The organism is uncultured Roseobacter sp., from assembly GCF_947499265.1.
Lineage (GTDB): Bacteria > Pseudomonadota > Alphaproteobacteria > Rhodobacterales > Rhodobacteraceae > Roseobacter.
Genome location: NZ_CANMNK010000003.1, coordinates 399,684 through 421,105, shown reverse-complemented (window position 1 = coordinate 421,105; position 21,422 = coordinate 399,684). Strand labels below are relative to the sequence as shown.

Below are 21,422 nucleotides of genomic sequence, written 5' to 3'. Positions count from 1 at the left end.
ACCGGGGGCGCATTAGCCCTCGGACGGGGACAGGCGGGGGATCTATGACCGAACTGCAAAAGCCGCTGGGATCGCGGCCTGAATTGTTGCGGATGGAGCAGGTAGACAAGACGTTCAATGGCAACATCGTTGCGTTGAAGGGGATGTCGTTGCAGGTGGGCGAGGGTGATTTCATCTCGTTGCTGGGGCCGTCCGGGTGCGGCAAATCCACGGCGCTGCGCCTGATTTCCGATCTGATCCATCCGACAGCCGGGCGGATCAGCTGGTCCGGCGGGCATGACACGGGCGATCTGGGCGTTGTGTTTCAGGAACCGACCCTGATGCCCTGGGCCACCGTTGCCCAAAACGTCTGGCTGCCGTTTCGACTGCGCGGCAAAACCTATGCGGAGGTCAAGGACGACGTGCTTGAGGCGCTCAAACTCGTCGGGCTGGAGAAATTTCAGAACAGCTATCCGCGGGAGCTGTCGGGTGGCATGAAAATGCGCGTGTCCATCGCGCGGGCCATGGTTACCCGGCCGCGCCTGATCCTGATGGATGAACCTTTTGCCGCGCTGGATGAAATCACCCGTTTCAAGTTGAACAATGATCTTCTGAAATTGAAGGCCGCCATCGGATGCACCGTCGTTTTTGTGACCCATTCCGTGTTCGAATCCGTTTTCCTGTCTGATCGGATCGTGGTGATGGCGGCGCGGCCCGGGCGGGTGATTTCGGAGTTGGAAGTTGATGCACCCTATCCGCGCGACGAGGATTTTCGCACCTCCGCTGAATACGCCGCCTATATCCGCCGGGCCACGGATGCGCTGCATGAAGCGATGGGGGAAGCGGCATGAGCCTTGCCGATCAGAGCGACCAGCCGATGACCCTTGACGCGGATGAGGCCGCGCGCCTGAAACGCAAAAGGTTTGAAAAATTCGGCAAATGGATCTTGCCGGTTCTGGTGTTGGTCCTGATGCTGCTCATTTGGGATCGCATCGTGGTGTGGAACGAAATTCCGCATTACATCCTTCCCGGTCCGGGGTTGGTGTTTGAGACGCTGATCAAAGATTGGGCGATGCTATTCGAGGCATTGCTGGTCACAGTTCAGATCACTTTGATGGCGCTGGCCGTGGCAGTAATCGGCGGGGTCGGGCTGGCAGTGCTATTTACGCAATCGCGGCTGGTGGAAATGAGCTTCTACCCCTATGCGGTCATCCTGCAGGTCACGCCGATTGTGGCCATTGCACCGCTGATTTTCATCTACGTGGACAGTCGCATTGCCGGATTGTTGCTCTGTGCCTGGCTGGTGGCCTTCTTTCCGGTGCTCAGCAATACGACGCTTGGGTTGAACTCCGCCGATCACAATCTGCGCGATCTTTTCCGGATCTATGGCGCGTCGCGCTGGCAAACCCTGCGGTTTTTGCAATTGCCCTCCGCCTTGCCCTATTTTCTGGGCGGGCTGCGCATTGCCGGTGGATTGTCCCTGATCGGCGCGGTGGTGGCGGAATATGTGGCGGGTACCGGTGGTCTGAAATCCGGGTTGGCCTTTCGCATATTGGAGGCGGGATACAGGCTTAACATCCCCCGCATGTTCGCCGCCCTGATCCTCATTGCGGTCACCGGTGTGATCATTTTCGCAGGTCTTAGTTTTCTCAGTCATATGTTGCTGCGCAAGTGGCACGAAAGCGCATTGAAACGAGACCCCTGATGGATTTTATGCAACTTCCGGCGGGGCCGCTGACCCTGCAAAATCTGACGGTGCCGGATTGCCTGATCGGTGGCGTGGGAGATCTTTCCTCCATCAGCTTGAACATCCAGGACGGCAAGATCAGCGATCAGCCGGGGCAGGTGGTCGACATGCTGGGGGCGATGCTTTTCCCGGCCTTTGTCGACATGCATGTGCATCTGGACAAGGGGCATATCTGGCCCCGTGCGGCCAATCCCGATGGCAGTTTCGAGGGGGCGCTGGCGACCGTGGGGGCCGACCGGCAAGCCCATTGGACTGCTGAGGACGTGAGCGCGCGGATGGATTTCGCGCTGCGCTGCGCTTATGCCTACGGGACACGCGCGGTGCGCACGCATCTCGACAGCATCGCGCCGCAAGATGATATTTCATGGCCCGTTTTCAAGAAATTGCGTGCGGCGTGGCGGGGGCGGATTGATCTGCAGGCGGCCTGCCTTGTGGGATGCGATGCCGTTACCGCTGAGGGTCCTTTTGTACATACCGCAGATCTCGTGGCCGAAGCGCGTGGCGTTTTGGGCATGGTGGCCTATCCCGTCCCGGACATCGAAGACCGGGTCAGGCTGTTTCTCGACATGGCCGCGGCGCGGGGACTGGCGGCTGATTTCCATGTGGACGAAACACTCGATCCATCATCCGAGACATTGCGTGTGGTGGCACAAACTGCGCTGGAGACCGGCTTTGACGCCCCCGTAACGGTTGGACATCTGTGTTCGCTGAGCGCGCAGGAGCCGCGCCGCGCTGCGGACACCATGGATCTTGTCGCGCGCGCGGGTCTCAATGTGGTGTCCCTGCCCATGTGCAACCTCTACCTTCAGGATCGCCAGCCCGGCACGCCGCGCGGGCGGGGGATCACCCTGGTGCATGAGATGAAAGCGCGGGGCATCAATCTGTCCTTTGCCTCCGACAACACCCGTGATCCGTTCTATGCCTATGGCGATCTGGATATGATCGAGGTCATGCGCGAGGCCACCCGCATCGGGCATCTTGATCATTCCGACACCGATTGGACCCATGCTTTCACGACAAACCCCGCAAAGGCCTGCGGATTTGCCGCGCCCAGCCTCGCGCCGGGCGCACCTGCCGACCTGGTGATCTGCCGCGCGCGCGGCTGGACCGAGCTTTTCGCCCGTCCGCAATCCGACCGGATTGTGCTGCGGGACGGTGTGCAGATTGACCGCACATTGCCTGACTATGCCGAACTTGACCATCTGATGAGGACGCCATGACCCCGAACGTTGCCGCCGCCAAAGCCGCCCTTGCCCATCTGGACGTTGAGCAGAATGACGCTGCGATTAAGTCCAAAAGCCGCGATTTCTTCTGGTATTCCCCCGTTCTGAAGGCGCGGCTCGATGATGTGATTGCGGACTTTGTGGTCAGCCCGCGCAGCGAGGCCGAGGTCATCGAGGTGCTGAAAACCTGCTATGCCCATGACGTGCCGGTCACCACCCGCGGGGCGGGTACCGGCAACTATGGGCAGGCGATGCCGCTGGCGGGCGGCTGTGTCATGCATCTGCGGCACATGGCGGCCGTCAAGGAGATCCACCCCGGACGGGTGATCGTGGAGCCAGGGTGCCTGCTGAAAGATCTCGACGCTGCGTGCAAAAAACATTCAGGTCAGGAAATCCGGATGTTCTCGTCCACCTGGGCGACGGCGACGATCGGGGGCTTCATCGCCGGTGGCTCGGGCGGCGTTGGCTCTTGCACCTGGGGGTCGCTGCGCGATCTTGGCAATATCATCCGGCTGCGTGTCGTCACCATGGAAGAAGAGCCGCGCGTGCTGGAATTCCGGGGCGAAGAGCTCGCGCGTGTCAGCCACGCCTACGGCACCAATGGGATCATCACAGAGATCGAGATGCCGCTCGCCCCGGCCTATGATTGGGTCGAGATGTTCGTGGCGACGGATGACTTCATGGTAGCCGCGCGTTTTGCCGACGAACTGGCGAATGAAGATGGCATTCTGATCAAACTGGCCACTGTGTTCGAGGCGCCCATTGCGAAGGATTACTTCCAGCGCGTCGCCCCCCATGTGGAGAAAGATACCAACCTGATTGGGTTGATGGTGGCTCCGCACTCCATGGATGGGTTCGAGACCTTTCTGGGCCGCAGACCCTCGGCGCGCCTGATTTACCGCAGCGACGCCTCAGATTGGGAACGTCAGCCGGGCATGGTTTTCGAATATGGCTGGAACCACACGACGCTGCGGGCGCTCAAGGTTGACCCGTCGATCACCTATCTGCAGGTGCGCTATGGTTTTCCGCAGCATCTGGAGCTGATCGAAAAGATGCGCGATGCCTTGAGCCCGGAGGTTCTGCAACATCTCGAAGTGCTCAAGGAAAACGGCAAGGTTATATTTGCCGGGCTCAGCCTGGTGAAGTTCTCCACCGAAGACCGTCTGGATGAGATCGTGAAAATGCATGAAGACGCGGGCGCGATGATTTTCAACCCGCATCGTTACACGCTGGAAGAGGGCGGGCGGCAAACGGTTGATGATCGCCAGCTTGCGTTCAAACGCGAAGCCGACCCCAAGGGGCTGCTCAATCCCGGCAAGATGATTGCCTGGGATGATCCGAACTGGGCGTTTGATCGGATGTACAGCTATCCGAAACTGCGCGCGGCGGAATAGGCCGTGGCACGTGCGCTTGTTCTGTTTGCCCATCCTTGTGAAGAGAGTTTTTCGGCCGCGCTGCACACTTGCGTGACCCAAAGCCTGTCGGCGCACGGCTGGGAGGTGGATGATTGTGATCTGAACGCGGAAGGGTTCTCACCCGTGCTGACGGCGGCAGAGCGGCGCGGCTATCATGATGAGGCCTCAAACAAGGAGCCGGTTGCCAGCTACGTGGAAAGGCTGCGCGCAGCGGATGCGTTGGTGTTGGTCTTTCCGGTTTGGAATTTCGGGTATCCGGCCATTCTCAAGGGCTTTCTCGACCGGGTGTTTTTGCCCGGCGTCTCGTTTAAACTCGAAGAGGGCAAAGTTGTGCCGAACCTGCGCAATATCCGCAAACTGGCGGCGGTCACGACCTATGGCGGCACCCGGATGCGCGCCGTCATGGCGGGCGATCCGCCGCGCAGGTCCGTGAAGCGCGCGGTCTGGCACGTCTGCCGCCCGGAGAAGCTGCGCTATCTCGCGCTCTATGACATGAACCGGGTGACCGAGCAGCGCCGGGCGCAGTTTCTCGCGCAGGTGCGCACAGAAATGGAGGCATTTTGAATGCGAGCACTTGTGGTCTATTGCCACCCCAAGGAGACCAGCTTCACCGCTGCGGTGCGCGATCAGGTGGTGGAGAAGCTGGATCAGGCCGGTGCCGAAACCCGCGTTCATGATCTTTACCGATCCGGGTTCGCGCCGGTCTTGAGTGGGGCGGAGTTGGACAGCTATGAGGATGCCGCCAAAAACCGTGCTCCTGTCGCGCAAGCGGTTGAGGATGTGTTGTGGTGTGACACGCTGATCTTTGTTTACCCGACGTGGTGGTACGGCATGCCCGCGATGCTCAAGGGTTGGATGGACCGTGTGTTGCTGCCCGACGTGGCGTTCCTGATGCCGGATGGGGAGAATGACAACATTCGCCCAGGCCTGACGCATATCACCCGATTGGGCGTTTTCACGACCTGCGGGGCCAGCTGGGGGCTGACGCAAATGATCGGTTCTCCGGGCAAGCGCATCATCCTGCGTGGGGTACGCGCGATCTGCGCCAAACGGTGCAGGACCGTTTTTGCCGCCCACTATCTGATGGACAGCTCAACCGACGCGTCGCGGCGCGCGCATCTTGCGCGGGTGGCGCGGAAGATGGAAAAGTTCGTAGGTGCGGCGCAAGTTCATCGCAAGGAGGCGAATGCATGATCCCGGTTCTGGACTGGCAGCGGTTTGAAACGGACCAATCCGCGTTTCTGGCAGATCTGGGGGCTGCGGTACGCGGCCCCGGATTTTTCCTGCTGCAAAATCACACGGTTCCGGAGACCCTGCGCACGCAGGTTTTTGACAAAGCCGGCGCATTCTTTGATTTGCCCGTGGCGGAGAAACGCAAACTGTCGATCCTGCACACCCCGCACTACCGTGGCTGGGCCGCTGAGGGCGACGAGTCGCTGGACGACACCTCGGCCCAGATTGACCGCAAGGAAAGCTTCAACATCGGTTTCGATCTCGCCCCGGAGGATCCGCGTGTTCTGAAAGGTGACCCTTTTCGCGGCGTCAATGTCTGGCCGGAGATCGACGGTTTTCGCGACACGATGCTGGCCTATTTTGAGGCGGCCCTTGCCCTTGGCATCGACATTCACCGGGCATTTGCTGCCGATCTTGGGCTGGATGCGGAGCACTTTACGCCTGCCTTTCACGACCCGCTCGCAGCACTACGGCTGCTGCACTATCCCCCGGCAACGGGCGCTGCGGATGAAATCGGCGCAGGCGCGCATACGGACTACGGCGCGATCACCTTGCTGATGACGGATGGCGAGGGCGGTTTGCAGGTCAAGCCAAGGGGAGGGGACTGGACGGATGTGCCGCATGTCGCGGGGGCCTATGTGGTCAACATCGGCGATTGCCTGATGCGCTGGACCAATGACATCTATGCCTCCACCCCGCACCGCGTCTTGCCTCCCAAACGGCAACGGCGCTCGGTTGCGTTTTTTGTCGAGGCCAATCCGGACACGGTGGTGGCCGCGCTGCCGGGGACAGGTACGCCCAAATATCCGCCCGTGCGCGCCGCCGATTATCTGCAATCGCGGCTCGATGCCACCTACGCCCCCAAGGCGGCGCTATGACGGTTTTGCGTGACTGGGCGGATTTCCGGGCCCCGGATTTCAGCGATGTTGATCCGATGAAAACCATCGCGATCCTGCCGACGGCCGCTATTGAACAGCATGGGCCGCATTTGCCCGTGGGGACCGATACGCTGATCGGGCAGGGGATGCTGGAAGAGTTGCGGCGGCAGGCACCTGACACCATGGATCTGCGGATATTGCCGCTGCAGGCGGTGGGCAAGTCAAACGAACATCTCTGGGCGGCGGGGACGTTGACGCTCAGCGCCGCGACAGCGCTTGCCGTGTGGACGGAAATTGGCTTGTCGGTCGCGCGCGCAGGCGTACGCAAAATCGCGATTGTGAACTCTCACGGCGGCAACCTCGATCTGGTGTCCATTCTGTCGCGCGAGTTGCGGGTGCAGGCGGGCATGCTGGCGGTGAAATGCCAATGGGGATCCTTTGGCGCGCCGGAGGGGATGTATTCCGCCCAGGAAGACGGTTTCGGCATCCATGGCGGTGATGTGGAAACCTCGCTGATGCTGCATTTCAGACCGGAAACCGTGAATATGGACGCCGCACAGGATTTTCGATCAACCGCCGAAACCAGCCCGATATCGCCCATCGGACCAATTTCCTACGGGTGGATTGCCAGCGATCTGAACCCCGACGGTACGGTGGGCGAGGCCCATCTGGCGACGGCGGAGAAGGGGGCAGCCACTGCCGTGCACCAAGTGGCGGGTTTCGTCGATCTGCTGCACAAGATGGAAGGCATGGCCCTGCCCAAGGCGGCAACAGGTCAGGGCTAGGCCCGCGCGATGATGACCTGAGTCCCCCAGTCCTGACAGCTCTGTTTCAACGCACGCGGCAGGGGTTTGTCGGTAAAGACGGTCGACAAGGCACGCATCGATGCGATCCGGGCAGGGGCTGTCCGGCTGAATTTCGAATTGTCGGCCACCAGGAAGGATTTGCGCGACTGCGCGATGATCGACTGGCTTACGCCCACCTCCTGAATGTCGAAATCCAATAAATCGCCGTCTTCATCCAGAGCGGAGCAGCCGATCACGGCGATGTCGAACTTGAACTGTTTGATCGTGTCGATGGTGATGTTGCCGACCAGACCACCGTCAGAGCGGCGAAAGGCCCCACCGGTCACGATGATCTGACATTCGGGGTTGTCCACAAGGATGTTGGCAATGTTCATGTTGTTGGTCACCACCATCAGATCCCGGTGCTGCAGCAATTCGCGTGCCACGGCTTCCGTGCTGGTGCCGATGTTCATGAAGATCGACGATCCTTCGGGGATCTGCCGGGCACAGGCGCGCGCCATCGCCAGTTTGGATGCCTGGTTCAGATTGCGCCGCTCATCATATTGGATATTGGTGGTGCCGGAGGGCAGGATCGCGCCGCCGTGCACACGTTCGAGTTTGTTCGCTTCGGCCAGTTCCGTGAGATCGCGGCGAATGGTTTGCAGCGTGACCCCAAAGTGATCCGCCAACCCTTCGACTGTTACCTTGCCTTCGCGTTGGGCAATTTTCAGAATGTCCGGATGGCGAAAAGTTTGAGACATGCAGGTCCTCCTGTCCTTGGAATACCCCAAAGCGGTTTGAATTTCCAGCATATTTCTATGGGTATTTAGCCTTCATTGTTTTTTCACCGGTCTTGGCGGGGCATCTCCGGCGTGCGCGTATGCGGAGAAAAACAACACCAGTTCAACATGTTCCGCGACGCGCCAGGTATCGCGGGAGATCCGACTCGCGTTCTCTTTCGATCAAAAGCGAACATAAACGAAAAAAAGCGCTTGATCCGATATGCACACTGCGTTACCCATTTCTGCGTCGCACGTACACAGGGATTGGGAGGGTCTGGTGTCCAAGCAGCACATGCATTCCAAGACATATGACCTCTTCGTCATTGGTGGCGGCATCAATGGCTGCGGTATTGCGCGCGACGCGGCGGGTCGTGGGCTGAGTGTTGCGCTGGCGGAGATGAATGATCTGGCCTCGGCCACATCATCGGCGTCAACCAAGCTATTTCATGGCGGGCTGCGCTATCTGGAATATTTCGAGATCAATCTGGTGCGCCACGCTTTGGCAGAGCGCGAAGTTCTGCTGAAGGCCATGCCGCATATCAGCTGGCCGATGCGTTTTGTGCTGCCCTATCATAAAGACATGCGGTTTGAAGGGGCGACGCCAACCTCCCGCATTCTCAACGTTGTCATGCCGTGGATGAAGGGGCGCCGCCCGGCGTGGCTGATCCGCTTCGGCTTACTGCTTTATGATAACCTCGGGGGGCGCAAAATCCTGCCCGCCACCAAGACGCTGAGCCTGAAGGGCAGTGCCGAAGGGGCTCCGATTGAGGATCGGTTTGAGAAGGCTTTTGAATACTCTGATTGCTGGATTGAGGATTCCCGGCTCGTGGTCCTGAATGCGCGAGACGCTGAAGCGCGTGGCGCAAAGATCATGGTGCGGACCAAAGTGGTCAGCGCCGCCCGCGTTGACGACCACTGGGATGTGACGGTTGAAGACGTCGATAGCGGTGAAACCACCACGCTGAGCGCGCGCATGCTGGTGAATGCCGGCGGTCCGTGGGTCGGGGACATCATCCAGCAGAAGGTGCGCATCAACTCCACCGAAGGCGTGCGTCTTGTGCGCGGCAGCCATATCGTGACCAAGCGGCTTTACGATCATGACAAATGCTACTTCTTTCAGGGCACGGACGGGCGGATCATCTTCGCCATTCCCTATGAAACCGACTTCACCCTGATCGGGACAACCGATGCAGAACATGAGGATCCGGGTGTGAAGCCGGAGTGTACGGCAGAAGAGCAGAGCTATCTGATCAATTTCATCAACCAATACCTCAAGCAGGACATTGGCCCGGAGGATGTTGTCTGGACCTATTCCGGTGTGCGCCCGCTCTATGATGATGGCGCCAGCAGTGCCACGGCAGCGACACGGGACTACACGCTGAAGGTTGATAGCAACGGTGGCGCGCCCATCCTCAACGTCTTTGGTGGCAAGATCACCACCTATCGCAAGCTTGCCGAGGATGCGATGGATAAGATCGTGCCGTTCTTTCCCGGCACCTCCGGGCATTGGACGGCCGGTGTGGCCTTGCCCGGTGGCGATTTTGCCGTTGACGGGTTCGACATGCTGGTGGCCCGGTTGCGCGCAGATTTTCCCTTCCTGTCCGATTTCTGGAGCAAGCGCCTGATCCGTGCTTATGGTACAGAGGCCTGGGACGTGCTGGCGGGAGCGGAGAGCGCGGATGATCTGGGGCAGGGCTTTGGGGCCACTCTGACCGAACGCGAAGTGCGCTGGTTGCAGGACAATGAATACGCCCGTACCGCCGAGGATATCGTCTGGCGGCGCAACAAGCTGGGGCTGAGACTGACGAAAGAAGAAATTGCCGCTTTGGAGCTGTACCTTCGGCCTGATCCGAAGGAACGTAGAGACAAAGCGGCGGAGTGAACGGGGGACGGACATGACCTTGATTTTGGAAGGGGTGTCTAAAACTGTTGGGGGGGCGACCCATATTTACCCAACGGATATTGAGCTTCAGACCGGCACGATGAACGTGCTGCTGGGGCCGACGCTATCGGGCAAGACATCCCTGATGCGGCTGATGGCGGGACTGGATGCACCGGCAACAGGGCGGGTGATCTGGAAGGGCGAAGACGTGACCGGCATGCGGGTGCAAGACCGCAAGGTGGCGATGGTCTACCAGCAATTCATCAACTATCCCTCGATGACGGTCTACGACAACATCGCCTCGCCGATGCGCTTGCTGGGCCAGTCGCGTGCGGAGATTGACGCGCGTGTCCGCGAGACCGCCGATCTGATGAAGCTGACGCCGATGCTGGACCGCAAGCCGCTGGAGCTGTCGGGCGGGCAACAACAGCGGTGCGCGCTGGCGCGGGCTTTGGTCAAGAATGCAGGCCTTGTGCTGTTAGATGAACCGCTGGCCAATCTGGACTACAAGCTGCGCGAGGAATTGCGCGCCGAAATCCCCAGGATATTCGAGGAATCCGGGTCTATTTTTGTCTATGCGACAACGGAGCCTGAAGAGGCGCTGCTGCTCGGCGGCAATACCGCGGCCTTGTGGGAAGGCAAGGTGACGCAATTCGGTCCGACGCCATCGGTCTATCGCAAACCGGTAAATGCGACGACGGCGCGGGTGTTTTCTGACCCGCCGATGAATTTTCTCAAGATCACCAAGTCGGGCGCCACCCTGTCTTTTGGGGACGGGCAGAGCGTTGCCGTGGCCGAAAGTGCAGCACAACTGCCCGATGGCGTCTATACGGCGGGTTTCCGGCCCAATCATCTGGAACTGTCCCCCCATGTCGCGGGCGCGATGTCCTTCAAGACCAGCCTGACGGTGACCGAGATTACCGGATCAGAGACATTCGTGCACCTGGATCACCACGGCGAGCGTTGGGTCGGTCTGGTGCACGGCGTGCAAATTCTGCAACCCGGGCAAGACCTCGAAGTCTTCCTCGATCCTGCGCATGTCTATATCTTCGGGCAGGATGGCAACCTTGTCGTCGCAGCACCCTATGCGGAGGCGGCATAATGGCCAAGATTACCCTTGATAACCTCGCACATTCCTATCTGCCGGTTCCGAAATCCGAGGATGATTTTGCGCTGAAGGAATTGAACCACGATTGGGTTGATGGCGAAGCCTACGCGCTGCTGGGGGCGTCGGGCTGTGGCAAATCCACGCTTTTGAATATCATTTCGGGGCTTTTGCATCCCAGTCAGGGGCGCATTCTGTTCAATGACCGGGATGTGACACATGCACCGACCGCGGAGCGCAACATCGCGCAGGTGTTCCAGTTTCCGGTGGTCTACGACACGATGACCGTGCGGGATAATCTTGCATTTCCGCTGCGCAACCGGGGCGCGGACCCGGCCTATGTCGCGCAGCGTGTGGATCAGATCGCAAAGATGATCGGCATGGAGGAAGAGCTGAACCGCAAGGCGCGCGGGCTGACGGCGGATGCCAAGCAAAAGATTTCACTAGGGCGCGGGATGGTGCGCGAAGATGTCAATGCGCTGCTCTTTGACGAGCCGTTGACGGTGATCGACCCGCATATGAAGTGGGAGCTGCGCACGCAGCTGAAATCGTTGCACCACGAGTTCGGCCACACGATGATCTACGTGACCCACGACCAGACCGAAGCCTTGACCTTCGCGGACAAGGTGGTGGTCATGTATGACGGACGCGTGGTGCAGATCGGCACGCCGCAGGAACTCTTTGAACGCCCGGCGCATACCTTTGTAGGGTATTTCATCGGCTCACCCGGCATGAACCTCTTTGATGCCGAAATCGACGGCGCGGTGGCCCGCATTGCGGGTGTCAAAATCCCCTTGGGCGCAGGCTACGCGCCTACGGCTGGCAAACTTCAGGTTGGGGTGCGTCCTGAGTTTATCAAGCTCACGACCTCGGAAACGGGGGTGCCGGCACGCATCAAACGTGTCGAGGATGTCGGTCGTCACAAGATCATCCGCCTTGATGTAGAGGGCCGTGAGATCAGCGCCATTGCTGGCGAAGATGACGCGATTTCTGAAGGTGCCCAGAAAATCACATTCGATCCACAAGGGATCAATGTTTACGCCGATGACTGGCGGATTGCGCCGCAAGGGGAGGCCGCCTGATGAACAAGACGGTTAATCAAAAAGCATGGTTTCTGGTCTTGCCGGTGCTGGTGTTGGTCGCCTTTTCCGCGGTCATCCCGCTGATGACGGTCGTGAACTATTCGGTGCAGGATACCTTTGGGAACAATCAGTTCTTCTGGGCCGGTCTTGAGTGGTTCAAGGAGATGCTGGAAGAGGAGCGCATGTGGGATGCGCTCTGGCGGCAGATGATGTTCTCCGGGATCATTCTGGCCATCGAAATTCCGCTTGGGATCTATGTGGCGCTGAACATGCCCAAGAGCGGGTTCTGGGCGTCCTTTTGTCTGGTCATGATGTCTCTGCCGCTGCTGATCCCCTGGAATGTGGTCGGCACCATTTGGCAGATCTTTGGCCGCGTTGACATTGGCTTGCTCGGCTACACGCTTGATAAGATGGGTATTTCCTATAACTATACGCAGGATATCTTTGCCGCCTGGATCACTGTGATCGTGATGGATGTCTGGCATTGGACCTCGCTAGTCGCTCTTCTGGCTTATGCCGGTCTGCAGTCCATCCCGGACGCCTATTATCAGGCCGCCAAGATCGATCAGGCCAGCCGCTGGAAGGTTTTCCGCTACATCGAATTGCCCAAGATGGCCGGTGTTCTGATGATCGCGATCCTGCTGCGTTTTATGGACAGTTTCATGATCTACACCGAGCCTTTCGTGGTCACCGGCGGCGGACCCGGCAATGCCACCACCTTCCTGTCGATTGACCTTGTGAAAATGGCGCTGGGGCAGTTTGACCTCGGACCGGCGGCGGCCTTCTCGATCATGTATTTCCTCGTGATCCTGCTGATTTCATGGGTGTTCTACACCGTCATGACCAACCTTGATAAACGGGATGGCGTATAATGACCGATACCAGCATTCAGGCGACCGCCCCCGGGCAGATGTCGGCAAGCGACGCCCAGGTGACGCGGCGCAAGACACCCAGAATCAATGGCTCCGCGGTGGTCATGGGGCTTTACCTCTTGTTCCTGCTCTTGCCGATCTACTGGCTGATCAACATGAGCCTGAAGACCAACACGGAAATTCTGGGTCAGTTTTCCCTGTTTCCCCGCGATCTGACGCTGGCGAACTACGTAAAAATCCTGACCGATGAGAGCTGGTATATCGGCTATATCAATTCGTTGATCTATGTAGTGATGAACACGGTGATCAGCCTGACCGTGGCGCTGCCTGCGGCTTATGCGTTTTCGCGCTACAGCTTCATGGGGGACAAGCACTTGTTCTTCTGGCTGCTGACCAACCGGATGGCCCCGCCTGCGGTTTTTGCCCTGCCGTTCTTCCAGCTTTATTCTTCCGTCGGCCTCTTCGATACACATATCGCCGTGGCGCTGGCACATTGCCTCTTCAATGTGCCGCTGGCCGTTTGGATCCTTGAAGGCTTCATGCGCGGCGTGCCCAAGGAAATCGACGAAACCGCCTATCTCGACGGTTATTCCTTCCCGCGCTTTTTCATCCGCATCTTCACGCCCTTGATCGCAAGTGGGATCGGTGTGGCGGCCTTCTTCTGCTTCATGTTCTCCTGGGTGGAACTGCTGCTGAGCCGGACGCTGACCACCGTGGATGCCAAGCCCATCGCAGCCATCATGACGCGGACGCAAGGGGCGGCAGGCATCGACTGGGGCGTGCTCGCCGCAGCGGGTGTGCTCACAATCGTGCCGGGCGCCTTGGTGATCTATTTCGTGCGCAATTACATCGCCAAGGGCTTTGCCCTGGGGAGGGTGTGATGAGCGTCGTCCAGATATTCTCCAGCCAATGCACGGCTGTGTTCATCTCGCACGGGGGGCGACAGGAGGCCCAACCGCCGACCTACATCAACCTTGCACAGGTGTGTTGGGCGAGAACTGTCATGCCGCAGAATCTGATATCCTTGAGCATGTCGAACGGTTCTACCTGGGAGCTTAAGTATCAGGACTATCCTGTCTTTTTGAAGCTTGTGCAGGCGGTGAGCGAATTCAATAGCAACGAAGGGGAGGCGTAAGACAATGGCCTGGATGGCATGGACCATACCCACCGCAATTTTCTTTGGTGTGATCGCCTGCTTGCTGATCACCTTCACAATTCTCGCCATCAAATATCCGGAGACGCCCCGCGTGGGCATTCTTCGGATCGAAACCACGCGGGGGGATCGTTTGTTCATCACCCTGCTGGGCTCAGCCTTCATCAACCTGATCTGGCTGGGTCTTGAGGTCGCACCACAGCCTTATGCGCTGCTGGCGTGTCTGGTCTATGCCGTTGCGGTTTTCCGCTGGGTATAGATGGGAAGAATGGTCGATCCGGGTATTTTCCGGGGGGCCAGTTAAAACAGTTCAATAATGTCTTGGGAGGACTCACATGAACTTTTCACTAAAATCAACCACAGCGGTGGGCGCGATGGTCGCGTGCATGGCCCTGCCGGCTTGGGCCGACATGGAAGCGGCGAAGGCGTTTCTTGACGATGAAATCGCCGGGCTCTCCGTGCTCGACCGCGCCGCACAGGAAGCGGAGATGCAATTCTTCGTCGATGCGGCGGCTCCGTTCGCGGGCATGGAAATCAAGGTGGTTTCCGAGACGATCACAACGCATGAATACGAGTCCCAGGTGCTGGCGCCCGCATTTACGGCCATCACCGGTATCAAGGTCACCCATGACCTGATTGGCGAAGGCGATGTGGTCGAAAAGCTGCAAACGCAGATGCAGTCGGGCGAGAACATCTATGACGCCTATGTCAACGATTCCGATCTGATCGGTACCCACTGGCGCTACCAGCAGGTGCGCAACCTGACCGACTGGATGGCGGGTGAGGGCGCGGATGTGACCCTGCCGTCACTGGATGTGGAAGATTTCATCGGCACCAGCTTCACCACCGGTCCGGATGGCAAGCTCTACCAGCTGCCGACGCAGCAGTTCGCGAACCTTTACTGGTTCCGCTACGATTGGTTCAATGACGAGAAGAACAAAGCCGATTTCCAGGAGAAATACGGCTATGAGCTTGGTGTGCCGGTCAACTGGTCGGCCTATGAGGATATTGCGGAATTCTTCACCGGTCGTGATCTAAGCCACATGGGCGTCGAGGGAGACGTCTTTGGCAACATGGACTACGGCAAGAAAGACCCGTCGCTTGGCTGGCGCTACACCGACGCGTGGATGTCCATGGCGGGCATGGGCGATGTCGGTGAGCCAAACGGTCTGCCGGTCGATGAATGGGGCATTCGTGTGAACGAGAATTCCCAGCCGACCGGTTCCTGTGTGGCCCGTGGTGGTGCGACGAATTCGCCTGCTGCTGTCTATGCTGTGACCAAGGCCATCGAATGGCTGCAGAAGTACTCGCCACCCGCCGCTGCCGGTATGACCTTCTCTGAAGCGGGTCCGATCCCGGCGCAAGGCAACGTGGCACAGCAGATGTTCTGGTACACCGCCTTCACCGCGGCAACGGTTCTGCCGGATCTGCCGGTGATGAACGAAGATGGCACGCCCAAGTGGCGCATGGCCCCTTCGCCACACGGTGTCTACTGGAAAGAAGGCCAGAAGATCGGCTACCAGGACGCAGGCAGCTGGACGCTGATGGAATCCACCCCGGTGGACCGTGCCAAGGCCGCGTGGCTTTATGCACAATTCGTGGTGTCGAAGACAGTCGACCTGAAGAAATCTGACGTCGGTCTGACTTTCATCCGCGAGAGCACCATCGATGCGGATCACTTCACGCAACGTGCGGACAAGCTCGGCGGTCTGGTGGAATTCTACCGGTCGCCTGCGCGCGTAGCATGGTCCCCAACTGGCACCAATGTTCCAGATTATCCGAAACTGGCGCAACTGTGGTGGCAGAACATCGGCGACGCGATGTCCGGTGCCAAGACCCCTCAGGAAGCGCTTGATGCACTTTGTGCTGATCAGGAACGCGTGCTGGAACGTCTGGAGCGTGCAGGTGTTCAGGGCGACCTGGGTCCGGTCATGAATGAGGAAGAAGATCCTCAGGCGTGGTTCGACCGTGAAGGCGCGCCCTACGCCAAACTGGAAAACGAAGACGAAGAGCCACAGACCGTCAGCTATGACGAGCTGATCAAATCCTGGCAGTAAGTCTTTGACCTTCGGCCGGGGCGCACGCTTGCGCCCCGGCCATTTTTTCGGGCAGATTTGCCTGATAGACATCACAACATCCGGGGGCGGCCATGACCCATATTCTTGCGATCGACCAGGGGACGACCTCCTCACGTGCAATCATTTTCGACGCCGATATGGCGATCAAAGCCAGTGCGCAGGAAGAATTCCCACAGCATTTCCCCGACAGCGGCTGGGTGGAACATGACCCGGGTGATCTGTGGTCGACAACTGCCGGAACATGCCGCGCCGCCATCGAGAAGGCGGGCCTGGGGCCGGATGACATCGCCGCCATTGGCATCACCAACCAACGCGAAACCGTCGTGGTCTGGGAGAAAGACACCGGCAAGCCGATCCACAATGCCATCGTCTGGCAGGACAGGCGCACGGCGGATTATTGTCGCGAACTCCGCGAGGCTGGTCATGACAAGATGATCACGGCCAAGACCGGCCTGCTGGCGGACCCGTATTTTTCGGGCACAAAGCTGAAATGGATTCTGGACCATGTGGACGGCGCGCGCGACCGGGCGCGCAAGGGCGAGTTGCTCTTTGGCACGGTTGACAGCTTCCTGATCTGGAAGCTGACCGGCGGTGCGGCGCATGTGACCGATGCTACCAATGCGGCACGCACGCTGCTTTACGACATTCACAAAGGGCGCTGGAGCACGTCGATCTGCGACCTCTTTGATATCCCACAGGAAATGCTGCCGGAGGTGAAGGATTGTGCGGCCGACTTCGGCATGACGCGCGCTGATCTCTTTGGGCGCGAGGTCCCCATTCTGGGCGTTGCCGGGGACCAGCAGGCCGCTACGATTGGTCAGGCCTGTTTTGAACCGGGCATGTTGAAATCGACCTATGGCACCGGGTGTTTCGCGCTTTTGAACACGGGTGAGACTGCCGTGACCTCCAACAACCGCCTGCTGACCACCATTGCCTATCAGTTTGACGGCAAGCCGACCTATGCGCTTGAGGGGTCCATTTTTGTGGCGGGCGCGGTGGTGCAATGGCTGCGTGACGGGCTCAAGATCATCCGGGAGGCGGCTGAAACGCAGCCGCTGGCCGAAAAAGCGGACCCCCATCAGAACGTGGTGCTGGTGCCGGCCTTTGTTGGGCTGGGCGCGCCCTATTGGAATGCGGAATGCCGCGGCGCGGTCTTTGGTCTGACCCGGAATTCCGGCCCGGAGGAATACGCCAAAGCCGCGTTGGAAAGCGTGGGCTATCAAACCCGCGACTTGCTGGAGGCGATGCAGGCCGACTGGCAGGGCGAAGGGGCGGGGGCCACCTTGCGCGTCGACGGGGGCATGTCCGCTTCTGACTGGGCGATGCAGTTTCTGTCCGACATCATCGGCGCGCCGGTGGACCGTCCGCAGGTTTTGGAAACAACGGCGCTTGGCGCGGCGTGGCTTGCGGGGCAGCGCGCGGGTTTGTACCCGGACCAGGACGGCTTTTCCAAAAGCTGGGCGCTGGAGCAGCAATTTGCGCCGAAAATGGAGGCCACAGATCGCGATCAAAAATATGCCGCCTGGAAACGCGCGGTGGCGGCGACGATGAGCTTTTGAGCCTGCCGCCGTTCAGCTTCCTGTCGCCGGGACGGATCGAGTTTGGCCGTGGGGTGCGCACACAAACAGCGCAGCGTACAGTTGCGCATGGCAAACGGGTCTTGCTGGTGCGTGGTCGGTCGGTGCCTTGGGTCGACGCCTTGACCGAAGAACTGCACAGCATGGGCGCCGAGGTCACATCGGTTTTCAATTCAGGCGAGCCAACCGTATCGGGTGTCGAACAGGCGTTGCAGCAAGCGCGCGCCTTGGACGCAGAGGTCGTGGTTGCCGTTGGTGGTGGTGCGGTGCTCGATCTGGGCAAGGCCGTGGCCGCTTTGACTGCGGGAACTGGCGCCGTCATGGATCATCTCGAAGGCGTCGGCGCGGCCAAGCCGCTGCATGCGGATCCCTTGCCATTCATCGCTGTGCCGACAACTGCCGGGACCGGTGCGGAGGTGACGAAAAACGCGGTGATTGCGGTGCCGCAGGCCGGGCGCAAGGTCAGCCTGCGCGACGACCGCATGGTGCCGGATGTTGCGATCATTGATGCGGCGTTGACGGACGGCGCACCGCGCGCGCAAACGCTGGCGTCGGGTCTGGATGCGCTGACACAGGTGATCGAACCCTTTCTGTCGCATCGGGCGAACCCGCTCACCGATGCTTTGTGCCGGTCGGCGATACCGCTGGGGGCCATGGCGCTGGCGAGGCTTTCAAAAGGGGAAGACATTCAGGCCCGGGATGACATGGCCTTTGTCAGCCTCTCGGGCGGGTTGGCGCTGGCCAATGCCGGGCTGGGCGCCGTACACGGGTTGGCGGGGGTGTTGGGCGGACGTCTTGGGGCGCCGCATGGGTTGATTTGTGGGCGTTTGATGGGCCCCGTGCTGGCCGCCAACGCGCAGGCCATCGCCGAGGCCGGGGCTGATCTGTCGCGTTTCGAGGCGGTGGCGCAGTGGTTGGGAGATGCCTTTGAACTTGATGCGACGACTGTTTTTGAGGATCTGCCCACACTCCTGGACAGCTGGAAAGTGCCGCGACTGGCGCAGTGGCTGACGCCAGAGACCGATCTGGAAGCCATTGCGCGAGAGGCCGCCGGAGCATCCTCCATGAAGGCGAACCCCTGCGTATTGAGCACTGGGGCGCTTGTTCAGGCCATGCAACGGGCAGTCTGAGCCGTCAGACCGAGGACAGACCGGCGTTGGTGTTCAGGAAGAATTGCGAAAAAATTGGCCCGCTGGCGGCGCCGATTGCGCGCGCGTTAAAGCCGATGTCGCCCGCTTCGATCCGTGGGGCCAGCAGACCGCGGGTGTCCTGAGTGATCAGATAGCGGCGCACGCGGTCCACCAGTTCCGTGCGCACAGCGTCCGGGAAGGCGCCATCGATGAGGATCGCCTCGAAATCAATGACGGAGCAAATGGAGAGTGCGGCCTTGGCCAGTTCCTGGGCGGTTTCACCGATCCACGGATCCACATAGCGCGACAGGGCCTCCCAATTCTGCGGCATCTGCCAGAGCTGCTTGGGATCAAGCCCGACTTCGACAAGCCGGCCTTCAAGCAGATGCAGCGAGGCCACATCGATCAACTGACGGCTCTCGCCAAGCGGGCCCGTTGTGCGCAACGACCCTAATGCCCCGGCATTGCCCTGATTGCCCTCAAAAACCGTGTGGTTCAGCACCACGCCGCCGCCGATGAACGAACCGATGTAGAAATAGGCGTAGTCGCGATACTCTTTGCCCAGCCCGTAAAGGTGTTCCGCCCGGCAGGCCGCCGTTGCGTCGTTGCATACAAAAATTGGCAGGGTGCTGAACTTGGCCACCTCTTCGGCAAAATGGATGTCTTTCCAGGAGCTGAAATCCTCGACCGGTGGACCTGAGAGATCGTGCCACTTCCAAAGTTCGAACGGGGAGGCGACGCCGATCCCGCAAATCCGGTTTTGCTGAGCGGCACTCATCTCCTCCATCAGCTGGTCAATGCCATCTTCGAGAAATCCAAACACTGTTTCGGGCAAAGGGTAGGGGTAGGAGAGATGCAGTTGCTTGATCACGTCCCCCTTGAAATTGAGCAGCAACAGCTCCGCACTGCGCCGCCCGATTTTAAGCCCAAAGGAAAAGACGCCCTCCGCTGAGAGATCCATTGGAATAGACGGCTTGCCCACCTTGCCCCGCTGCGGCGCACCCCGCGCCAAAAGGCCGTCTTTTTCCAGCTTGCGCAGGATCACGGAGACGGTTTGAGGGGACAGGCCAGCCATACGGGCAAGGTCGCTGCCGGGCAGTGCACCATGGCGCATGAACATGGAAAGCAGCAGGCGCTCGTTATAATTGCGCACCCCGCGCTGGTTCACGCCGCTGCTCAATCCCTTGACCTTGTTGCCATCCATAAGGTCGCCCATACTCATATTTACTTGGGCAATATCGACTTTTCGAATTAATAAATCAAGTTTATTTATTTATTGACAGCCGTTCTGAAATGATGTGTCTTAACCGAGACCTGTTGGGGAGGATTCCGCAGGGGAGGCGCGCTGCCAGCGTCTCAAGCAAAACAATTTTTTAGTTTCCTTGGGAGGAAAACATGAAAAAACTTCTCGCCAGCACAATCCTTGGTCTGAGCGCATTGGGCGCAACAAGCGGCGCTGCATTTGCGGCCGACGACGTGACCGCTTGCCTGATCACCAAGACAGACACCAATCCGTTCTTTGTGAAAATGAAAGAGGGTGCCGAGGCCAAGGCCGCGGAGCTTGGCATGACCTTGAAGGCGTTTGCCGGTAAAGTGGATGGCGATCATGAAACCCAGGTTCAGGCGATTGAGACCTGCATTCTGGACGGGGCCAAGGGCATCCTGATCACGGCATCAGACACCTCTTCCATCGTGTCGGCGGTAACCCAGGCGCGGGATGCAGGCCTTCTGGTGATCGCGCTCGACACGCCGCTGGAGCCAATCGATGCAGCGGATGCAACCTTTGCTACAGACAACTACAAGGCCGGGGTTCTGATCGGCGAATGGGCGCGGGCGCAACTGGGCGATGCGGCGGACAGCGCGAAGATTGCGACCCTCGACCTGAACGTGAGCCAGCCCACCGTTGACGTGTTGCGCAACCAGGGATTCCTCGATGGTTTTGGCATTGATCTGGCAGATCCAAATGTGATCGGCGATGAAAGTGATGCCCGTATTGTTGGCAGTGACGTGACCGACGGCAACGAAGAAGGCGGCCGTCGTGCGATGGAAAACCTGCTGGCGCGGGACCCGTCGATCAACGTTGTGCACACGATCAACGAACCCGCGGCTGCTGGCGCCTATGAAGCGCTGAAGGCCATCGGGCGCGAAAAGGAAGTGCTGATTGTTTCCGTCGATGGCGGCTGCCCCGGTGTGCAGAACGTGGCGGATGGCGTGATCGGCGCGACATCACAGCAATACCCGCTGCTGATGGCCTCGCTGGGTGTTGAAGCCATCAAGAAATGGGCAGACGAAGGCGTGAAGCCGGAACCGACACCGGGCAAGGCATTCTTTGACACAGGTGTCGCTCTTGTGACAGATGCGCCCGCCGATGGGGTTGAGTCAATCTCTGTCTCCGAAGGCAAAGACCTCTGCTGGGGCTAAACCTATAAAAAAATGTGGCGTGCGTGACAGCGCGCGCCGCATCCGACCGCGACAATTTCGTTCCGGTCTGTCACACTATC

Annotated in this window: 21 protein-coding genes; 19 read left to right on the top strand and 2 right to left on the bottom strand. The window is 59.5% G+C overall.

Annotated elements, in window-relative coordinates:
• The first annotated feature begins 44 nt into the window (after window positions 1-44).
• The 8 genes from Q1A63_RS10070 to Q1A63_RS10035 are packed head-to-tail and all read left to right on the top strand — an operon-like array spanning window position 45 to window position 7,260.
• Complete coding sequence (locus Q1A63_RS10070; RefSeq protein WP_298970764.1) at window positions 45-830, top strand: ABC transporter ATP-binding protein; 786 nt, start codon at window positions 45-47, stop codon at window positions 828-830.
• Window positions 827-1,684: an ABC transporter permease gene (locus tag Q1A63_RS10065; RefSeq protein WP_298970766.1), complete on the top strand. Its 858-nt coding sequence runs from the start codon at window positions 827-829 to the stop codon at window positions 1,682-1,684. Before Q1A63_RS10070 ends, Q1A63_RS10065 begins: the two co-directional genes overlap by 4 nt.
• Window positions 1,684-2,946: a cytosine deaminase gene (locus Q1A63_RS10060; RefSeq protein ID WP_299631408.1), complete on the top strand. Its 1,263-nt coding sequence runs from the start codon at window positions 1,684-1,686 to the stop codon at window positions 2,944-2,946. Before Q1A63_RS10065 ends, Q1A63_RS10060 begins: the two co-directional genes overlap by 1 nt.
• Window positions 2,943-4,343, top strand: a complete 1,401-nt coding sequence (locus Q1A63_RS10055; RefSeq protein WP_299631406.1) for an FAD-binding oxidoreductase — start codon at window positions 2,943-2,945, stop codon at window positions 4,341-4,343. The genes Q1A63_RS10060 and Q1A63_RS10055 overlap by 4 nt, the downstream gene beginning before the upstream one ends.
• A gap of 3 nt (window positions 4,344-4,346) precedes the next feature.
• Window positions 4,347-4,928, top strand: coding sequence for an NAD(P)H-dependent oxidoreductase (locus tag Q1A63_RS10050; RefSeq protein ID WP_298970769.1), 582 nt, complete (start codon window positions 4,347-4,349; stop codon window positions 4,926-4,928).
• Window positions 4,929-5,558 carry an NAD(P)H-dependent oxidoreductase gene (locus tag Q1A63_RS10045; RefSeq protein WP_298970772.1) on the top strand — a complete coding sequence of 210 codons (630 nt, stop codon included), beginning with the start codon at window positions 4,929-4,931 and terminating at the stop codon, window positions 5,556-5,558.
• Window positions 5,555-6,475, top strand: a complete 921-nt coding sequence (locus tag Q1A63_RS10040; protein WP_298970773.1) for a 2-oxoglutarate and iron-dependent oxygenase domain-containing protein — start codon at window positions 5,555-5,557, stop codon at window positions 6,473-6,475. Before Q1A63_RS10045 ends, Q1A63_RS10040 begins: the two co-directional genes overlap by 4 nt.
• Window positions 6,472-7,260: a creatininase family protein gene (locus Q1A63_RS10035; RefSeq protein WP_298970775.1), complete on the top strand. Its 789-nt coding sequence runs from the start codon at window positions 6,472-6,474 to the stop codon at window positions 7,258-7,260. The genes Q1A63_RS10040 and Q1A63_RS10035 overlap by 4 nt, the downstream gene beginning before the upstream one ends.
• Here Q1A63_RS10035 and Q1A63_RS10030 read toward each other — a convergent pair.
• On the bottom strand, window positions 7,257-8,021 hold the full coding sequence (locus Q1A63_RS10030) for a DeoR/GlpR family DNA-binding transcription regulator (RefSeq protein WP_298970776.1): 765 nt from the start codon (window positions 8,019-8,021) through the stop codon (window positions 7,257-7,259). The genes Q1A63_RS10035 and Q1A63_RS10030 overlap by 4 nt on opposite strands.
• A 313-nt stretch (window positions 8,022-8,334) precedes the next feature.
• Between Q1A63_RS10030 and glpD the strand changes: the two genes are divergently transcribed.
• The 10 genes from glpD (at window position 8,335) to Q1A63_RS09980 (ending at window position 18,921) form a co-directional block, all read left to right on the top strand.
• A complete protein-coding gene (glpD, locus tag Q1A63_RS10025; protein WP_298971579.1) occupies window positions 8,335-9,924 on the top strand; it encodes a glycerol-3-phosphate dehydrogenase in 1,590 nt (529 codons plus the stop codon).
• 13 nt (window positions 9,925-9,937) lie between these two features.
• The gene (locus Q1A63_RS10020; RefSeq protein WP_298970777.1) at window positions 9,938-11,026 is read left to right on the top strand and encodes an ABC transporter ATP-binding protein; all 1,089 of its coding nucleotides are present in this window, start codon (window positions 9,938-9,940) and stop codon (window positions 11,024-11,026) included.
• On the top strand, window positions 11,026-12,111 hold the full coding sequence (locus Q1A63_RS10015) for an ABC transporter ATP-binding protein (RefSeq protein WP_298970778.1): 1,086 nt from the start codon (window positions 11,026-11,028) through the stop codon (window positions 12,109-12,111). Before Q1A63_RS10020 ends, Q1A63_RS10015 begins: the two co-directional genes overlap by 1 nt.
• The gene (locus Q1A63_RS10010) at window positions 12,111-12,983 is read left to right on the top strand and encodes a sugar ABC transporter permease (RefSeq protein ID WP_298970779.1); all 873 of its coding nucleotides are present in this window, start codon (window positions 12,111-12,113) and stop codon (window positions 12,981-12,983) included. The genes Q1A63_RS10015 and Q1A63_RS10010 overlap by 1 nt, the downstream gene beginning before the upstream one ends.
• On the top strand, window positions 12,983-13,864 hold the full coding sequence (locus Q1A63_RS10005) for a carbohydrate ABC transporter permease (RefSeq protein WP_298970780.1): 882 nt from the start codon (window positions 12,983-12,985) through the stop codon (window positions 13,862-13,864). The genes Q1A63_RS10010 and Q1A63_RS10005 overlap by 1 nt, the downstream gene beginning before the upstream one ends.
• Window positions 13,864-14,118, top strand: a complete 255-nt coding sequence (locus Q1A63_RS10000; RefSeq protein WP_298970781.1) for a hypothetical protein — start codon at window positions 13,864-13,866, stop codon at window positions 14,116-14,118. The genes Q1A63_RS10005 and Q1A63_RS10000 overlap by 1 nt, the downstream gene beginning before the upstream one ends.
• 4 nt (window positions 14,119-14,122) lie before the next feature.
• A complete protein-coding gene (locus tag Q1A63_RS09995) occupies window positions 14,123-14,395 on the top strand; it encodes a DUF2160 domain-containing protein (RefSeq protein WP_298970782.1) in 273 nt (90 codons plus the stop codon).
• Between the two features lie 76 nt (window positions 14,396-14,471).
• Window positions 14,472-16,193 carry an ABC transporter substrate-binding protein gene (locus Q1A63_RS09990; protein WP_298970783.1) on the top strand — a complete coding sequence of 574 codons (1,722 nt, stop codon included), beginning with the start codon at window positions 14,472-14,474 and terminating at the stop codon, window positions 16,191-16,193.
• A 92-nt stretch (window positions 16,194-16,285) separates the two neighbouring features.
• Window positions 16,286-17,773, top strand: coding sequence for a glycerol kinase GlpK (glpK, locus tag Q1A63_RS09985; protein ID WP_298970784.1), 1,488 nt, complete (start codon window positions 16,286-16,288; stop codon window positions 17,771-17,773).
• Window positions 17,770-18,921 (top strand): iron-containing alcohol dehydrogenase, encoded by a 1,152-nt coding sequence (locus tag Q1A63_RS09980; RefSeq protein ID WP_298970786.1) that lies wholly within the window; start codon window positions 17,770-17,772, stop codon window positions 18,919-18,921. The genes glpK and Q1A63_RS09980 overlap by 4 nt, the downstream gene beginning before the upstream one ends.
• 4 nt (window positions 18,922-18,925) lie before the next feature.
• Here Q1A63_RS09980 and Q1A63_RS09975 read toward each other — a convergent pair whose 3' ends face one another.
• Window positions 18,926-20,125, bottom strand: a complete 1,200-nt coding sequence (locus tag Q1A63_RS09975) for an ROK family transcriptional regulator (protein WP_299631546.1) — start codon at window positions 20,123-20,125, stop codon at window positions 18,926-18,928.
• A 191-nt stretch (window positions 20,126-20,316) separates the two neighbouring features.
• Between Q1A63_RS09975 and Q1A63_RS09970 the strand changes: the two genes are divergently transcribed.
• A complete protein-coding gene (locus tag Q1A63_RS09970) occupies window positions 20,317-21,342 on the top strand; it encodes a sugar ABC transporter substrate-binding protein (protein WP_298970788.1) in 1,026 nt (341 codons plus the stop codon).
• Window positions 21,343-21,422: the final 80 nt, after the last annotated feature.

Coding starts and splice junctions, on each gene's coding strand:
- Q1A63_RS10070 (WP_298970764.1), top strand. CDS start 45: ATGACCGAACTGCAAAAGCCGCTGGGATCGCGGCCTGAATTGTTGCGG.
- Q1A63_RS10065 (WP_298970766.1), top strand. CDS start 827: ATGAGCCTTGCCGATCAGAGCGACCAGCCGATGACCCTTGACGCGGAT.
- Q1A63_RS10060 (WP_299631408.1), top strand. CDS start 1,684: ATGGATTTTATGCAACTTCCGGCGGGGCCGCTGACCCTGCAAAATCTG.
- Q1A63_RS10055 (WP_299631406.1), top strand. CDS start 2,943: ATGACCCCGAACGTTGCCGCCGCCAAAGCCGCCCTTGCCCATCTGGAC.
- Q1A63_RS10045 (WP_298970772.1), top strand. CDS start 4,929: ATGCGAGCACTTGTGGTCTATTGCCACCCCAAGGAGACCAGCTTCACC.
- Q1A63_RS10040 (WP_298970773.1), top strand. CDS start 5,555: ATGATCCCGGTTCTGGACTGGCAGCGGTTTGAAACGGACCAATCCGCG.
- Q1A63_RS10035 (WP_298970775.1), top strand. CDS start 6,472: ATGACGGTTTTGCGTGACTGGGCGGATTTCCGGGCCCCGGATTTCAGC.
- Q1A63_RS10030 (WP_298970776.1), bottom strand. CDS start 8,021: ATGTCTCAAACTTTTCGCCATCCGGACATTCTGAAAATTGCCCAACGC.
- glpD (WP_298971579.1), top strand. CDS start 8,335: ATGCATTCCAAGACATATGACCTCTTCGTCATTGGTGGCGGCATCAAT.
- Q1A63_RS10020 (WP_298970777.1), top strand. CDS start 9,938: ATGACCTTGATTTTGGAAGGGGTGTCTAAAACTGTTGGGGGGGCGACC.
- Q1A63_RS10015 (WP_298970778.1), top strand. CDS start 11,026: ATGGCCAAGATTACCCTTGATAACCTCGCACATTCCTATCTGCCGGTT.
- Q1A63_RS10010 (WP_298970779.1), top strand. CDS start 12,111: ATGAACAAGACGGTTAATCAAAAAGCATGGTTTCTGGTCTTGCCGGTG.
- Q1A63_RS10005 (WP_298970780.1), top strand. CDS start 12,983: ATGACCGATACCAGCATTCAGGCGACCGCCCCCGGGCAGATGTCGGCA.
- Q1A63_RS10000 (WP_298970781.1), top strand. CDS start 13,864: ATGAGCGTCGTCCAGATATTCTCCAGCCAATGCACGGCTGTGTTCATC.
- Q1A63_RS09995 (WP_298970782.1), top strand. CDS start 14,123: ATGGCCTGGATGGCATGGACCATACCCACCGCAATTTTCTTTGGTGTG.
- Q1A63_RS09990 (WP_298970783.1), top strand. CDS start 14,472: ATGAACTTTTCACTAAAATCAACCACAGCGGTGGGCGCGATGGTCGCG.
- glpK (WP_298970784.1), top strand. CDS start 16,286: ATGACCCATATTCTTGCGATCGACCAGGGGACGACCTCCTCACGTGCA.
- Q1A63_RS09975 (WP_299631546.1), bottom strand. CDS start 20,125: ATGGATGGCAACAAGGTCAAGGGATTGAGCAGCGGCGTGAACCAGCGC.
- Q1A63_RS09970 (WP_298970788.1), top strand. CDS start 20,317: ATGAAAAAACTTCTCGCCAGCACAATCCTTGGTCTGAGCGCATTGGGC.